This is a genomic window from Streptomyces sp. NPDC049040 (genome assembly GCF_043197715.1).
In the GTDB taxonomy this organism is placed as follows: Bacteria; Actinomycetota; Actinomycetes; order Streptomycetales; family Streptomycetaceae; genus Actinacidiphila.
In genome coordinates, this window is record NZ_JBICTO010000002.1 from 492,211 (window position 1) to 506,546 (window position 14,336).

Here is a 14,336-nt window from a genome sequence, read left to right on the forward strand (position 1 = left end):
GTGGAAATGGGTGGCGGGCGGCTTGCTGCCCTAGCTCTCGTCGGCGACGACGGCCAGCACCGCGGGGTCGCCGCCGCCCGCGTGGTTGGTCCTGCCGTTGCCGGTCATGGTCACCGTGCCGGACTTGGCGAGGTAGCCGTGGGCCAGCGGGCCGGGCAGGTCGGAGCGGCCGTTCCAGACGATGGCGGCGTCGCTGGGCGCGGTGCCTCCCGTGTGGTGGATCATCACGCCGTTCACCGGCCCCCAACTGCCGTGCCCGGCACGGTTGTGGGTCCGCCAGCCGGAGCGCTCGGCAAGGGTGACGCCCTCGGCCTTGAGGGCGGCCACCAATTCGTCCGCGGTCATGGGAGTGGCCACCGGCCACCTCCTTCGAGGTCGGTGTTCGGCCGGGTGGGTAAGGAGAGTGATTCCTCCATGGATGGACGCTAGCGCGGCTTGTGGCACCTGTGTGGCCGATTACGCCAAGATGCGCCCACCGCTTCCGCCCGTCGCCGAGCTCACCGAGCCGGAGGGACGCAGCGGCACTTCGCCCACGCGGAGAAGCGCTTCGCCCACGACGACGCCCCCGCGGCGCGGTCGCCACGACGAAGCCCCCGCCGCGGGGTCGACCGCGGCGGGGGCTTCGGGCAGGGCTGCTCAGTGGCCGCGGCGGCGCAGCCGGACCGAGGCCATGGTGGCGGCGCCGGCCAGCAGCAGCGAGATGCCCGCGACGGCGGCGACGTTCGTACCGGTGCCGGAGCCGGTGTGGGCCAGCTGCGCCCCGGCGTTCGAGGTGGCCGTGGCGCTCGGCGTGGCGGAGGCGGAGGCGGAGACGGAGGCGGACGCGCTGGGCGCGGCCGGAGCGGCGGCTGTGGCCGTGGGGCCGGCCGGCGCGGTCGTCTCGAACGCCCTTGTGACGTTCAGCCACTTGAGCTCCTGGCACATGGTGGTGCCTTCGAAGGCCGGCGTACCGGGCCGCTCGTTGACGATGACGCAGCCGGAGAGCTGTGCCCGGGCCACCGGAGCGTCGGCCCGCCAGGCGATCCTGACCCGCGTGGTGGCCGAACTGTCCGGGGCGACCGTGGAGTTCGGGCCGACGAGGTAGAAGCCCTGTGCGAAGTAGCCGCCCTCCGGGTTCGGCTTCGCGGGGAGGCTGGTCCACTTGCCGCCCTTGAGGACCTGCACGGAGGTGTACTTGTCGGCGTAGAGGACGTACGAGAGGTTCGTGTACCGCGACGGCGACGGGTTGGTGAGCTTCGCGCCGAACTCGATCGGGGCGCCGCCGGGGGCCGCGTACCCGGGCAGCCCCACGAAGGCCGACGTGACCGACGTGACCTTGATCTTGTGCGTGTCCTTCGCGTCGGGCTGCGATGCCCCGGCCGCCCCCACGGCCGAGGTCAGGTCGACGTGGTCGGTGCCCCCGTTGGTGTCGCCCTTGTGCGGGGTGCCCATCGGCAGCCCGATCCGCAGCCGGACGGTGGTCGAGGAGCCGTGCGGCACGGTGAAGGCCTCGCCCGGCTGCCCGGTGAAGGCGCCGCCCGCGTAGGTCAGGGCGACCGGCTTCCAGCTGCCGTCGGCGGCGCGGTAGTCGATGGCCAGGCTGTCCGACATCACGCCCTGTCCGGCGTCCGCCACCAGCTTGAGGGTCTCGGACACGTCGGTCGTGCCGGGGTTGCCGATCGTCTCGGTGAATTCGACGGGCCCGGCGGCGAAGCCGATCTCCGCCGGTGCCTTCACCGACAGGGTCGCCTTCTGTGCCCCGCTGTCGCCGGGTGCTGCCGTCGCCGACGGTGCGAGCGCCAGTGCGGCTCCCGACAGGGCGAGGGCGGCGCAGACGGTGGCGGTGGCGGATGCGCGCAGGGCGCGGCGGTGCGTGGTGCGGTTCAACGTATCCCCCCAGGATGCGCGGTGTGGCCGGGCCGGGGCCCGTGCCGGTACGGGCCGATCGGGCCCGCGGTGGAAGACAGGAGCTGTCCGGGTGAACGCTCTGTGCACGATGAGACACCGGCCATCACCGGGCCGTTCCCGGCCATATGTCGCGGTTCCGCTACAGCCACCCGAGGGCGGAGCAGGGGGTCCCTGAGGTCGTCCACCGGCCAGGCTTTCCGAATATTTCGAGGAGGTATCCGAATCTTTTTGGCCTCAAGGTTGAGAATCCACTCCGCCGTGGCGCGGACGGACCTCACCCGGCCGGGCTACGATCGCTGACATGAGTGCCACGATTCCCCAGCCTTCGCACGATGACCAGTCGGGAACCACCGGCGAGGGCACGGCGACGCTCGCCGAGATCGCCCGGGCCGCCGGGGTCTCGGCTCCGACTGTTTCGAAAGTGCTCAACGGCCGCGGTGACGTGGCCCCCGCCACCCGCAGCCGGGTGGAGGACCTGCTGCGCCGGCACGGCTACCAGCGCCGCCGCGGCAGCATGCAGCCCGCACCGCTGCTCGACCTGGTCTTCCACGAGCTGGAGAGCTCCTGGGCGATGGAGGTGATCAGGGGTGTCGAGCGGGTGGCCGGGCAGGAGGGCCTGAGCGTGGTGCTGTCGGAGTCCGCGGGCCGGCTCAGCCCGGGGCAGACCTGGGTGGACGGGGTGCTCGCCCGGCGGCCGACCGGCGTCATCCTGGTGCTGTCAGGACTCGACCCGGCGCAGCGGGCGCAGCTGATCAGCCGCGACATACCGTTCGTGGTGCTGGACCCGGCAGGCGACCCCGGCGAGGACGTCCCGGCGATCGGCGCGACCAACTGGCAGGGCGGCCTCGCGGCCACCCGCCACCTGCTTGACCTGGGGCACACCAGGATCGGCGTGCTCGGCGGCCCGGCCGGGATGATGTGCAGCCGGGCCAGGATCGACGGCTACCGTGCCGCGCTGGAGACCGCGGGGGTGCGCTACGACCCCGACCTGGTGGTCTCGGGCAACTTCCACCACGAGGCCGGCTACGCGGCGGGCCTGGAGCTGCTGCGCAGGCCCCACCCGCCCACCGCCGTCTTCACCGGCAACGACCTCCAGGCGCTCGGCCTGTACGAGGCGGCCCGCGAGCTGGGCCTGTCGATTCCGCGCGACCTGAGCGTCGTCGGCTTCGACGACCTGCCGCTCGCCACCTGGATCAGCCCGCCGCTGACCACCGTTCGCCAGCCGCTGACGGAGATGGCGGAGGCGGCGGCCCGGCTGGTGCTCGACCTGAGCCGCGGCCGGGAGCCCAGCACGCTGCGGGTGGACCTGGCGACGCGGCTGGTCGAGCGCAGCAGCACCGCGCCGCCGGCCGGAGCGGCCGAGGGTTCGCCAGCGGAGAGTGCCGCGGCCGAGGACGCCTGACAGGCCGTGCCGTCGCGCAGATCGGGATGGTGGCCGAAACATTCGGTGCCCTCCCGGTCCGCGAAGGCGCCCGCCGGGGCGCCGCAGGACCCCGTCCCCGTGCAGAGAGGTGCCGGCCCCATGGTCTCGAAGCGAACGCTGGGAATCGTCGCGGGAGGTTCGGCCGTGGCGCTGCTGGCCGCCACCGCGGTGCTGCTTGCCACCAGGCCGTCCGGCGGCGGCCGCCCGGCGACGGCCTCGGCCGCGGGGTCCGCGGGCGGCCACCCGGCGGCCTCAGGCGCCCCGCTGCGCGACCTGGCGGCGGCCAGGGGCGTCCACGTGGGCACCGCCATGGCGGCCGGCCGGCTCGGCGGCATCCCGGGGAGGATCGCGGCCGCCCAGTTCGACTCGGTCACCCCGGAGAACGAGATGAAGTGGGAGCGGGTCGAGCCCGAGCGCGGCCGCTACGACTGGGCGCCGGGCGACGCGGTCGTCGCCTTCGCGAAGGCGCACGGCATGCAGGTCCGCGGCCACAACCTGGTCTGGCACAGCCAGCTGCCCGAATGGCTGACCACGGGCGACTTCGACGCCGACGGGCTGCGCGACGTCATGCTCCGGCACGTCACGGACGAAGTCACCCACTACAAGGGCGAGATCGCCGCCTGGGACGTCGTCAACGAACCGCTCGACGACGACGGCAGCTTCCGTGCCGGCCTGTGGTACCGGCAGCTCGGCGCCTCCTACATCGCCGACGCCTTCACCGCCGCGCACGCCGCCGACCCGGCCGCCAAGCTCTACGTCAACGACTACGGCATCGAGGGCGCGGGGCCCAAGAGCGACGCCATGTACGAGCTGGTGGCCTCGCTCAAGAAGCAGGGTGTGCCGATCGACGGGGTCGGCTTCCAGGCGCACTTCGCCCTCGGCCGGGTGCCCGCCACCTTCCGCGCGACCATGCAGCGCTTCGCCGACCTCGGCCTGGACGTGGCCGTCACCGAACTCGACGTACGGATGCCGACCCCGCCCGACGCGGCCGCGCTGCGGCGGCAGGCCGACGACTACCGGGCCGTCGTGGAGGACTGCCTGGCCGTCAGCCGCTGCCGGGGCATCGCGGTGTGGGGCCTGAGCGACGCGACATCCTGGGTGCCCGACGCCTTCCCCGGCCAGGGCGCGGCCACCCCGTACGACGCCTCCTACCGGCCCAAACCGGCCTACGACGCGATGTGGGCCGCCCTGCACGGCGACCGGGGCTGACCCGGCCCGCGGCCCCGCCCTCAGGGCTGCCGCGGCCCCATCCGCACCGGGTGGCTGGCCACCGCCACGGAGTCGTCGTCGAGGCAGCGCCCGTCGGCCAGGTCGAAGCGCTGCTTGAGCAGCGGCGAGGCGACGTAGGTGCGGCCCTCCGCGGAGCCGAGCAGCCCGTGGCAGAGCACACCCGCCCCGGTGAAGGGGTCGATGTTGTCGATGGCGTAGAGCCGTCCTGCGCGGTCGCGGAAGAGCGCGACCTGCCGCCCGTCGGGCAGCAGCGCGGCCACCCCGCGGCCCGGCAGCAGCTCGTCGGCCCTGCACACCGCCAACCAGTCGTCGCCGGCGCGCAGTTCGACAGTTCCGCTGAGCGCGGGGGTCTGTACGGGGGAGGTGAGGTCGGTCGTGGCGGTCATGCGGTCACCGTTTCTGTCAGGGCCAGCAGGATCGGCTCGGGCTTGATCTGGCCGCGTTCGGGAACGAAGCGGACCGTGGGGTCGGGGGTGTCGGGCGCGTTGACGAAGGACACGAAACGGCTCAGCCGCTCCGGGTCGTTGATGGTGTCGGCCCACTCGTCGCGGTAGCCGGCGACGTGCGCGGCCATCAGGGCCTCCAGCTCGTCGCAGATGCCGAGCGAGTCGTGGACGACGACGTCGCGTATGTGGTCGAGGCCGCCGGGGATGCGCTGCAGCCACACGCTGGTGCGCTCCAGCGGCTCGGCGGTGCGGATGTAGAACATCAGGAAGCGGTCGATGAGCCGGACCAGTTCGGCGTCCGAGAGGTCCTGGGCCAGCAGGTCCGCGTGCCGCGGGGTGGCGCCGCCGTTGCCGCCGACGTGGAGATTCCAGCCGCCGGCGGTCGCGATCACCCCGAAGTCCTTGCTCTGCGCCTCCGCGCACTCCCGCGCGCAGCCGGAGACCGCCGACTTGAGCTTGTGCGGCGAGCGCAGCCCCCGGTAGCGCAGCTCGAGGTCGATCGCCATCTTGACGCTGTCCTGCACGCCGTAGCGGCACCAGGTCTGCCCCACGCAGGACTTCACCGTGCGCAGCGCCTTGCCGTAGGCGTGGCCCGACTCGAACCCGGCGTCCACCAGCCGGGTCCAGATCAGCGGCAGCTGCTCCACCCGGGCGCCGAACAGGTCGATGCGCTGGCCGCCGGTGATCTTGGTGTAGAGGCCGAAGTCGCGGGCGACCTCGCCGATCACGATCAGCCGCTCGGGGGTGATCTCGCCGCCGGGGATGCGCGGCACGATCGAATAGGAGCCGTTCTTCTGCATGTTGGCCAGGAAGTGGTCGTTGGTGTCCTGCAACGCGGCCTGCTCACCGTCCAGTACGTGCACGCTCGCGCCCACCGTGGGGGCCAGCGAGGCCAGGATCGAGGCGACGGCCGGCTTGCAGACCTCGCAGCCGTCGCTGCCCCTGACGCCCTCCCGGCCATGCGAGTCGAGCAGTTCGCGGTAGGACGGGATCCGCAGCGCGAGCACGATCTCGTACAGCTCCGCCCTGGTCTGCGCGAAGTGCGGGCACAGGCCCTTGTCGACCTCGACGCCGTTCGCCTCCAGCTCCGCGGTCACCAGCTGGCCCAGCACCTTCACGCAACTGCCGCAGCTGGAACCCGCCTTGGTGCACTTCTTCACGTCCGGCACGCTGGTGCAGCCGTGGTCGGTGACGGCGCCGCGGATCGCGCCCTTGGTCACGTTGTTGCAGCTGCAGATCACCGCCTGGTCGGGCAGCGCCGTCGGGCCGAGGGTGACCGGGGCGCCCGCGCCGGCCGGCAGCACCAGGTGCTCGGGCGCCACCGGCGGCACCGAGCCCGTCAACGGCCGCAGCACACCGTACGATTCGACGTCGCCGACCAGGATGCCGCCCAGCAGTGTGCCGTCGGAGGCGACCACCAGCTTGCGGTAGATCCCGGAGCGGGCGTCGGAGTAGCGCACGTCCAGGCAGCCGTCGGTGGTGCCGTGCGCGTCGCCGAAGCTCGCCACGTCCACGCCCAGCAGCTTCAGCTTGGTGGACAGGTCGGCGCCGGTGAAGGCGCCCGCGTCGCCCGCGATGGTCTTCGCCGCGGTCTCGGCCATCTCGTTGCCGGGCGCGACCAGGCCGTACACGCGGCCGTCGGAGGCGAGCGCGCACTCGCCGATCGCGAAGACCGCCGCGTCCCCGGTACGGCACTGCTCGTCGACCACGATGCCGCCGCGCTCGCCGACCGGCAGCCCGCAGGCACGCGCGAGGTCGTCCCGCGGCCGCACACCGGCCGAGAAGACGACCATCCCGGTGGGCAGCACCGAGCCGTCCGACAGCGCCATCCCGCTGACCCGGCCGTCGCCGCCCACCACGATCTCCTGGGTGCCGACACCGGTGTGCACGCTCACGCCGAGGCCCTCGACGCTGCGCCGCAGTGCCGCCCCGCCGCCCTCGTCGACCTGCACCGGCATCAGCCGGGGCGCGAACTCCACCACGTGCGTGTCGAGGCCGAGGCCCTTGAGCGCGCCGGCCGCCTCGAGGCCCAGCAGCCCGCCGCCGACCACCGCGCCGCTCGTCACGTCCCGCGCGTACGCCTCGATCGCCAGCAGGTCCTCGATGGTGCGGTAGACGAAGCAGCCCGCCGCGTCCTTGCCAGGCACCGGCGGTACGAACGGGTATGAGCCGGTGGCCAGCACCAGGGTGTCGTAGGCCACCGTCAGGCCGGAACGGGCCGTCACCGTACGGGTCGCGCGGTCGACGGCGACCGCCGGGTCGCCCACGTGCAGCTCGATGCCGTGCCGCGCCATGAAGCCGTCCTCGACCATCGACAGGTCGTCGGGGCTGGCGTTCTCGGAGAAGTACGAGGTCAGGTGCACCCGGTCGTACGCCGGGCGGGGCTCCTCGCAGAGCACGACGACCCGCGAGTGCTCCGTCACCCCGCGGTCGGCGAGGGCTTCGAGGAAGCGCTGCCCGACCATCCCGTGACCGACAAGCACGATCGTGTTGTCCCTGGTGTTGCGGCTCGCAGCCGTGGTGACAGCCATGCTTGGAACCTCCGTCGTCGGCCTTGCCATGAGCCTGGGCCGCGGCTGTTTCCCACCCGCATCCCTGCCATTAACCGGAAGGAACGGTGCGCTCATCCCCGGACGCGCAGGACTGTGAGACCGCCCCCCGGCATCTGACCGGATCGTTCCGCAGCAGGGCATGATCGTGCCTGGTGGGAGCACCGCACACCGAGCCAGGATTCCGGTATGACAGCGACCACGAACACCGCGCTCCTCGTCATCGACGTCCAGGAGTCCTTCCGGCAGCGGGAGAGCTGGCAGGCAGCCTCCGATCCCGAAGTGGCAGGCAGGGTCGGCCTCCTGGTCGACCACGCCAGGCGGCAGGGCCACCTGGTGGTGTGGGTGCTGCACGCGGAGCCCGGCTCTGGCACCGTCTTCGACCCGGCGCTCGGCCACGTGCGGCTCATCGAGGGGCTCACCCCCGCGGCAGGCGAACCCGTGCTCACCAAGACCGCGCACAACGCCTTCACCACCACGAACCTCCAGCAGCTCCTCACCGAGCGCGGCATCCGCGGCCTGATCACCTGCGGTATCCGCACCGAGCAGTGCGTCGAGACCACCACCAGGCTCGCCTCCGACCTCGGCTACGAGGTGACCTTCGTCAGCGACGCCACCGCCACCGAGCCCATCGCCCACCGCGACGCGCCCGCGGGCCGCCCGCTCGCGGAGGTGCTCGCCGACCCGCGTACGCTGCTGCCCGCAGAGATCGTCGCCAGAACCGAATACGCGCTGGCGGGCCGCTTCGCCACCGTCACCACCGTCAAGGAGCTGACCGGATCGTGACCCGGGTGGTCTTCCTGCTCGTCCCGCAGCTGCACCTGCTCGACCTCGCCGGGCCGGCCCAGGTGTTCTCGACCGCGGCCGACCACGGCCTCGGCCACACGCTGCACTACGTGGCCGAGCAGGAGGACGTACCCACCGCACAGGGCGTCATGATGCGCGCCGAGCCCGAGCTGCCCGCCCTCGCCGCCGACGACCTGGTCGTGGTGCCGGGCTGGCGCTCGCACACCCTGCGCGACAACGGACGCCTGGCCCCCGCCACCCTCGACTGGCTGCGCGCCCACCACACCGCGGGCGGCACAGTCGCCAGCGTCTGCGCCGGGGCCGACGCGCTGGGCAGGGCAGGGCTGCTCGACGGCCGCCGCTGCACCACCCACCACGACGTCCAGGAAGAACTCGCCCGCCGCTACCCGCGAGCCCACGTCGTACGCGACGTGCTCTACGTCGTCGACGGCCGGATCGTCACCTCCGCCGGCATCGCCAGCGGCATCGACCTCGCGCTGCACCTGGTCGCCGCAGACCACGGGCCGGCCGCCGCCGCGCGCGTCGCCCGGGAGATGGTCGTCTACGCCCGCCGCAACGGCGACGAGCGGCAGGCCAGCGCGATGCTGCGGCACCGCTCCCACGTCAGTGACGCGGTCCACCGCGCACAGGACCTCATCGACGCCCGCTACGACGCCCGCCTCGCCCTCGCCGACCTGGCCACCGCGACCGGCCTGAGCGAACGCACCCTCACCCGCCGCTTCGCCGCCGCCACCGGGCTCACCCCGCTGCGCTACCAGCAGGAGTTGCGGATCGAACGGGCCGAGCACCTGATCGGCCACGGCACCACGGTGGAGGCCGCGGCACGCGCGGTGGGCTTCCAGGACGCCAGGATGCTGCGCAGGCTGCGGGCGCGTACGGTCGTCGGCTCCGGCTGAACCGGGGGCGGCGCTACGGCGCGACGGTCACCGTCGGCTCGTGCCGCACGGGGAAGTTGACGGAATTGGCGATGAAGCACGTCCGGTGCGCGTCGGTGTGCAGCGTGGCCGCCTTCTCCGCCATGGCCGCGTCGGCGACCTCGACCACCGGGTGCAGCACCGCCTCGGTGAAGTGGCCGCCGCCGTCAGGGGTCTGCGTCATCGTGCCGGCCGCCTGGTCCGTATAACCGGTCACCGTCACGCCGTTGACCGCGCACAGGTGCAGGTACGCCAGCATGTGACACTGCGACAGCGCCGCGAGCAGCAGAAGTTCGGGATTCCAGCGGGTCGCGTCACCGCGGAAGGTCGGGTCGGAGGAGCCGAGCAGCACCGGCACGCCGGGTGCGGACACCTCGTGGGCGCGCTCGTAGGAGCGGTAAGTGCTCGTGCCGGAACCGAGGTTGCCGGTCCACACCAGGTCGGTGCGGTAGCTGTGCGTGTTCGCGGAGGCCATGGGGAGGGGTCCTTTCAGCCGCAGGTGTCGAGTACGTGCTGCCGCGCGGCGGCGGCGGCGTCCGCCGCCCGGCCCTCGGCGATCGCGGCCAGCAGTTCGCGGTGCTGGCCGTTCACCTGCGCCGGGCGGTGCGGTGGGTCGAGCGAGGCGCGGGTGGAGACCACGATCTGGTCCCAGAGCCGGTCCAGCGCGGCCTGCGCCGGGGCGTTCGCGGCCAGGGCCGCGATGCGGGTGTGGAAGCGGCGGTTGTACGCCACGGCCTCGGCCAGTCGGCCGTCCGAGGTGGCCTCCTCGGTCAGGGCCGCGTCCGCCGCGAGGGCGGCCAGCTCCGCCGGCGGGATCAGGCCCGCCGCCTGGCGCTCCGCGGCGAGCTCCGCCGTCAGAGCCTCCAGCGCCGCCCGCACGCGATAGGTGTCCCGCAGCGCGGCCGGGTCCAGCCCCGTCACCACGACGCCGCGCCCGTCCGCGCTCCGCACCAGGCCGTCCGCGACGAGGCTCCTGAGGGCTTCCCTCACCGGCGTCCGGCTCATCGCCAGCACCCCGGCGACCTCCGTCTCCGTCAACCGCTCCCCGGGCGCGTAAGCACCCCCCACGATCAGCTCCCGCAAGCGCGCATGCGCCACATCCGTCTGCTGCACTCCGTCAGCATACATTGCATGCAGTGCATACCAACCCGCCCCCGATGCGGCCACCCTGGCCCGCGTCGCCAAGAAGAGCCGCACCCTGACCCCGGGGCACCCCTCAGGGGCGCGGGGAACTGCGCGCCCAGCCACGACGTCGCGGCAGCCGGTGGCCGTCCGGGAGGGGCACCCCCTGGGGGGCGCGGCGAACTGCGCGAGGAGCCACGACGCCGTGGCAGTCGACCGTCGACGGCAAGGGGCACTCACCCCGGGGGCGCGGGGAACTGCGCGCCCAGCCACGACGCCGTGGCAGCCGGTGGCCGTCCGGGAGGGGCACCCCCTGGGGGGCGCGGCGAACTGCGCGAGGAGCCACGACGCCGCAGCAGTCGACCGTCGACGGCAAGGGGCACCCCCTCGGGGGCGCGTCGACGGCAAGGGGCACTCACCCTGGGGGCGCGGGGAACTGCGCGCCCAGCCACGATGCCGTGGCAGCCGATCGTCGACGGCAAGGGGCACTCACCCTGGGGGCGCGGGGAACTGCGCGCCCAGCCACGACGCCGCGGCAGCCGGTGGCCGTCCGGGAGGGGCACCCTCTGGGGGCGCGGGGAACTGCGCGAGGAGCCACGACGCCGCAGCAGTCGACCGTCGCCGGCAAGGGGCTCTCACCCTGGGGGCGCGGGGAACTGCGCGCCCAGCCACGACGCCGCGGCAGCCGATGGCCGACCGGGAGGGGCACCCTCTGGGGGGAGACGCCCCCCACGGCGACGGGTCAGCCGAAAGACCCCGGAGCGAGCCGCCCCGTCACCGAGAAGCCAGCGCAGCGCCTACGTGGGGATCGCGGGGCCCCAGGAACCGCGGCGGGGGGTGCACCGCGGCGTCCACCGCCGCCTTGCCCGCGGCAAGCACCTCGCGGGCGCCCCCGGCGTACCAGGTCACGTCGTGCGGCTCGTCGACGCCGACGCCGTACACGTCCAGCCCGGCGGCTTCGCACAGGGCGACGGCCCGCCGTATGTGGAAGCCCTGGCTGACCAGAATCGCCTGCCGCACCCCGAACACGCGCTTCGCGCGACTGCACGAGTCCCAGGTGTCGAAACCGGCGTCGTCGATCACGATCTGCCGGGAGGGCACCCCGTGCGCCACGAGATACGTCCGCATCGCGCCGGGCTCGTCGTACGTCGTGCGGCTGTTGTCGCCGGTGACGAGGAGCACCCGCACCTTCCCCGCCCGGTAGAGCTCGGCCGCCGCGTCGAGGCGGTGCGCCAGGTACGGTGTCGGCCGCCCGCCGGTGAGACCGGCGCCGAAGACGACGCCGACGGGTTCCGCCGGGACGTCGGCCAGGGTCCGCACCCGCCCGCCGCCGGCGATCTGCACCCAGACTGCGGGCAGCAGCGCCACCGTGCAGAGCGCTGCGATCACCTGGACGGTGCGCCGCCACTCCGTGCGGGTCCGTGGCAACCGCGGTCGGCGCATGCCGTACCCCCCTCGTCCTCGTCACGATGATCGACGCGCCCGAGCGTGCCCGCGGTTGCGGCCCCGCCCGCCCCACGGCCGGCAGCCGTACCGCCGACCCCGCCCGCCCCACGGCCGGCAGCCGTACCGCCGACCGCGAGGGCAGCGTCCCCGCGGGCGCCCCACGCCCGCCGCCGCAGGCGACCTCACCGCCGCCACGCCCGGCGTGTGATGCCGGGGCAAAGATCCGTGACCTTCGTGCAACGGCGTGGCAACGCCGATCCCGCACCATCGAGGTATGACGTCTTCACCGGTACGCGGCCACTTCCGCCCGACCCTGGTGGCCGTCGCGCACGGCAGCCGCGACCCGCGGGCACTGCCCGCGGTCCGCGCGCTGCTCGAACGGGTCAGCGCGGCGCGCCCCGGCGTCGACGTACGCCTCGGCCATGTCGAGCTGGACGAGCCGCTGCTCGCCGACACCCTGGCCGGGCTGCGCGGCGGCCGGGGCCGCGGCGAGGCAGTCCTGGTGCCGCTGCTGCTGGGCCGCGGCCACCACGTGAAGCACGACCTGCCCGGGGCGCTGGCCGCGGCGCCCTGGCTGCGGGGCACGGTGGCCGCACCGCTGGGCCCACACCCGCTGCTCGCCGATGTGCTGCACGCCCGCCTGCTCGCCGCGGGCTGGCCCGGCGGAGCGCGTCCCGGCGCCAGGGGCGGCGCGGACACGGCACCCGCGGGCGAGGCCGTGGTGCTGGCCGCCGCCGGGTCCCGCGACCCGGACTCCGCCGTCGACACCGGCCGTACCGCCGATCTGCTGGCCGCCCGCCTGGGCGTACCGGTGCTGCCCGCCTACGCGTCGGCCGCGGCGCCCACCGTGGCGGACGCGGTCGACGCGCTGGCCGCGCGCGGCATCGACCGCCGCCGGATCGCGGTCGCCTCGTACTTCACCGCTCCGGGCCGGTTCGCCACCCAGACGTCCGCCGCGGCGCCCTGGATCGCGGCGGCCCCGCTGGGGGCGCACGAGGCGATGGCCCGGCTCGTCCTGCACCGCTACGACGAGGCCGCCCGCGCGCTCAGGACGCCCGCCCTGCTGGCCCGGGCCGGCTGACCGGCGGCAGGGCGCGCCCGCCCCGCCGTCGGTGGCGCCCGCTACCGTCGGGCGTATGGACAGCGAGGACAGGGACGACCTGCGGTTGGGGCCTTACGAGCGCTACGGCCCCTATGGGGCTGCCGACACCGACCGCTACGTCCCCGAGCCGGACAAGAGGCCGGGGCGTACGGCTTTCCAGCGCGACCGGGCGCGGGTGCTGCACTCCGCGGCGTTGCGCCGCCTGGCGGGCAAGACCCAGGTCGTCGATCCCGGTGTCAGCGACGCCGCCGTGCCCGACACCAGCCCGCGCACCCGGCTGACGCACTCGCTCGAATGCGCGCAGGTCGGCCGCGAACTGGGCGCGGCCCTTGGCTGCGACCCGGATCTGGTGGAGACGGCGTGCCTGGCGCACGACCTCGGCCACCCGCCCTTCGGGCACAACGGCGAGATGGTGCTGGCCGAGTTCGCGGCGGACTGCGGCGGTTTCGAGGGCAACGCGCAGAGCCTGCGGCTGCTCACCAGGATCGAGCCCAAGCGGTTCGCCGAGGGGGACGTCAGCGTCGGCCTCAACCTCACCCGGGCGGCGCTGGACGCCGCGACGAAGTACCCGTGGCCGCGCGGCGGCGACCCGGGCGCGCCCGGCAGCCCCAAGTTCGGCGTCTACGAGGACGACCTGCCCGTCTTCCACTGGGCGCGGCAGGACGCGCCGGAGGGCCGGAAGTGCTTCGAGGCGCAGGTCATGGACTGGTCGGACGACGTGGCCTACTCCGTGCACGACGTCGAGGACGGCCTGCAGGCCGGCCACATCGACCCCCGCGCGCTGACGTCGGGCGCGGAGCGCGGCGAGGTCTTCGCGTGCGCCGCCGCCCGTTACGCCCCGGACGGCACAGGCCCCGCGGAACTCGCCGCCGCGCTTGACCGGCTGCTCGCCCAGCCGTGGTGGCCGGGCCACTACGACGGCACCGCCCTCGACCAGGCGCGCCTCAAGGACGCGGCCTCCCAGCTCATCGGCCGCTTCTGCCTCGCCGCCGAGGGGGCCACCCGTGAGCGGTACGGCACCGCCCGGCTCACCCGCTACGGGGCGGAACTCGTCGTGCCGCGCGAGCAGCGGCTCGAGTGCGCGGTCCTCAAGGCCGTCGCCGACTGCTACGTCATGCAGCGGGCCGCGCAGGCCCGGCGCCGCGCCGAGCAGCGCGTCGTCATCGCGGAACTGGCCGCCGCGCTGCTCGCCCGGGCGCCCGCGGGGCTCGACCCGCAGTTCGCGGTGATCTTCGCCGCGGCGGACGACGACCGCGGGCGGCGCCGCGCCATCGTCGACCAGATCGCATCGCTGACCGACGCCGCGGCGACGGGGCTGCACGCCCGCCTGACCCGCTGACCGCCGCGCTGGGAAGCCCGGGGAGGCCGGGGGAGCCGGGGGAGCCGGGTGGGCCCGGGGAAGCCCGAAGC

At 74.2% G+C, this 14,336-nt stretch carries 13 protein-coding genes; 6 read left to right on the forward strand and 7 right to left on the reverse strand.

Features of this window, described 5'->3' with window-relative positions:
* Positions 1-30: 30 nt before the first annotated feature.
* Complete coding sequence (locus ACGFMP_RS07070; protein WP_393670814.1) at positions 31-357, reverse strand: N-acetylmuramoyl-L-alanine amidase; 327 nt, start codon at positions 355-357, stop codon at positions 31-33.
* Between the two features lie 279 nt (positions 358-636).
* Entirely contained in the window at positions 637-1,866 is a 1,230-nt protein-coding gene (locus ACGFMP_RS07075; protein ID WP_393670816.1) for an LPXTG cell wall anchor domain-containing protein, read from the reverse strand.
* Positions 1,867-2,188: 322 nt separating this feature from the next.
* Between ACGFMP_RS07075 and ACGFMP_RS07080 the strand changes: the two genes are divergently transcribed.
* Both ACGFMP_RS07080 and ACGFMP_RS07085 read left to right on the forward strand, forming a co-directional pair.
* Positions 2,189-3,289, forward strand: a complete 1,101-nt coding sequence (locus ACGFMP_RS07080) for a LacI family DNA-binding transcriptional regulator (RefSeq protein ID WP_393670817.1) — start codon at positions 2,189-2,191, stop codon at positions 3,287-3,289.
* Between the two features lie 120 nt (positions 3,290-3,409).
* Positions 3,410-4,519: an endo-1,4-beta-xylanase gene (locus tag ACGFMP_RS07085; RefSeq protein ID WP_393670818.1), complete on the forward strand. Its 1,110-nt coding sequence runs from the start codon at positions 3,410-3,412 to the stop codon at positions 4,517-4,519.
* A 20-nt stretch (positions 4,520-4,539) separates the two neighbouring features.
* Here ACGFMP_RS07085 and nirD read toward each other — a convergent pair whose 3' ends face one another.
* Positions 4,540-4,926, reverse strand: coding sequence for a nitrite reductase small subunit NirD (nirD, locus tag ACGFMP_RS07090; RefSeq protein ID WP_393670819.1), 387 nt, complete (start codon positions 4,924-4,926; stop codon positions 4,540-4,542).
* Complete coding sequence (nirB, locus tag ACGFMP_RS07095; RefSeq protein ID WP_393670821.1) at positions 4,923-7,517, reverse strand: nitrite reductase large subunit NirB; 2,595 nt, start codon at positions 7,515-7,517, stop codon at positions 4,923-4,925. Before nirB ends, nirD begins: the two co-directional genes overlap by 4 nt.
* 207 nt (positions 7,518-7,724) lie before the next feature.
* Here nirB and ACGFMP_RS07100 point away from each other — a divergent pair, with 207 nt between their 5' ends.
* On the forward strand, positions 7,725-8,321 hold the full coding sequence (locus ACGFMP_RS07100; protein ID WP_393670822.1) for a cysteine hydrolase family protein: 597 nt from the start codon (positions 7,725-7,727) through the stop codon (positions 8,319-8,321).
* A complete protein-coding gene (locus ACGFMP_RS07105) occupies positions 8,318-9,238 on the forward strand; it encodes a GlxA family transcriptional regulator (RefSeq protein WP_393670823.1) in 921 nt (306 codons plus the stop codon). The genes ACGFMP_RS07100 and ACGFMP_RS07105 overlap by 4 nt, the downstream gene beginning before the upstream one ends.
* Positions 9,239-9,251: 13 nt before the next feature.
* Here the strand turns inward: ACGFMP_RS07105 and ACGFMP_RS07110 are convergent, their stop codons facing one another.
* The 3 genes from ACGFMP_RS07110 to ACGFMP_RS07120 form a co-directional block, all read right to left on the reverse strand.
* Complete coding sequence (locus tag ACGFMP_RS07110; RefSeq protein ID WP_393670825.1) at positions 9,252-9,731, reverse strand: OsmC family protein; 480 nt, start codon at positions 9,729-9,731, stop codon at positions 9,252-9,254.
* Positions 9,732-9,745: 14 nt separating this feature from the next.
* Positions 9,746-10,369 carry a GntR family transcriptional regulator gene (locus ACGFMP_RS07115; protein ID WP_393670827.1) on the reverse strand — a complete coding sequence of 208 codons (624 nt, stop codon included), beginning with the start codon at positions 10,367-10,369 and terminating at the stop codon, positions 9,746-9,748.
* Positions 10,370-11,152: 783 nt separating this feature from the next.
* Positions 11,153-11,821: a vancomycin high temperature exclusion protein gene (locus ACGFMP_RS07120; protein WP_393670829.1), complete on the reverse strand. Its 669-nt coding sequence runs from the start codon at positions 11,819-11,821 to the stop codon at positions 11,153-11,155.
* A 277-nt stretch (positions 11,822-12,098) separates the two neighbouring features.
* On the opposite strand from ACGFMP_RS07120, the gene ACGFMP_RS07125 reads away from it, so the two are divergent.
* A complete protein-coding gene (locus tag ACGFMP_RS07125; protein WP_393670831.1) occupies positions 12,099-12,905 on the forward strand; it encodes a sirohydrochlorin chelatase in 807 nt (268 codons plus the stop codon).
* A gap of 55 nt (positions 12,906-12,960) precedes the next feature.
* Positions 12,961-14,265, forward strand: a complete 1,305-nt coding sequence (locus ACGFMP_RS07130) for a deoxyguanosinetriphosphate triphosphohydrolase (RefSeq protein WP_393670832.1) — start codon at positions 12,961-12,963, stop codon at positions 14,263-14,265.
* Positions 14,266-14,336 lie beyond the last annotated feature (71 nt).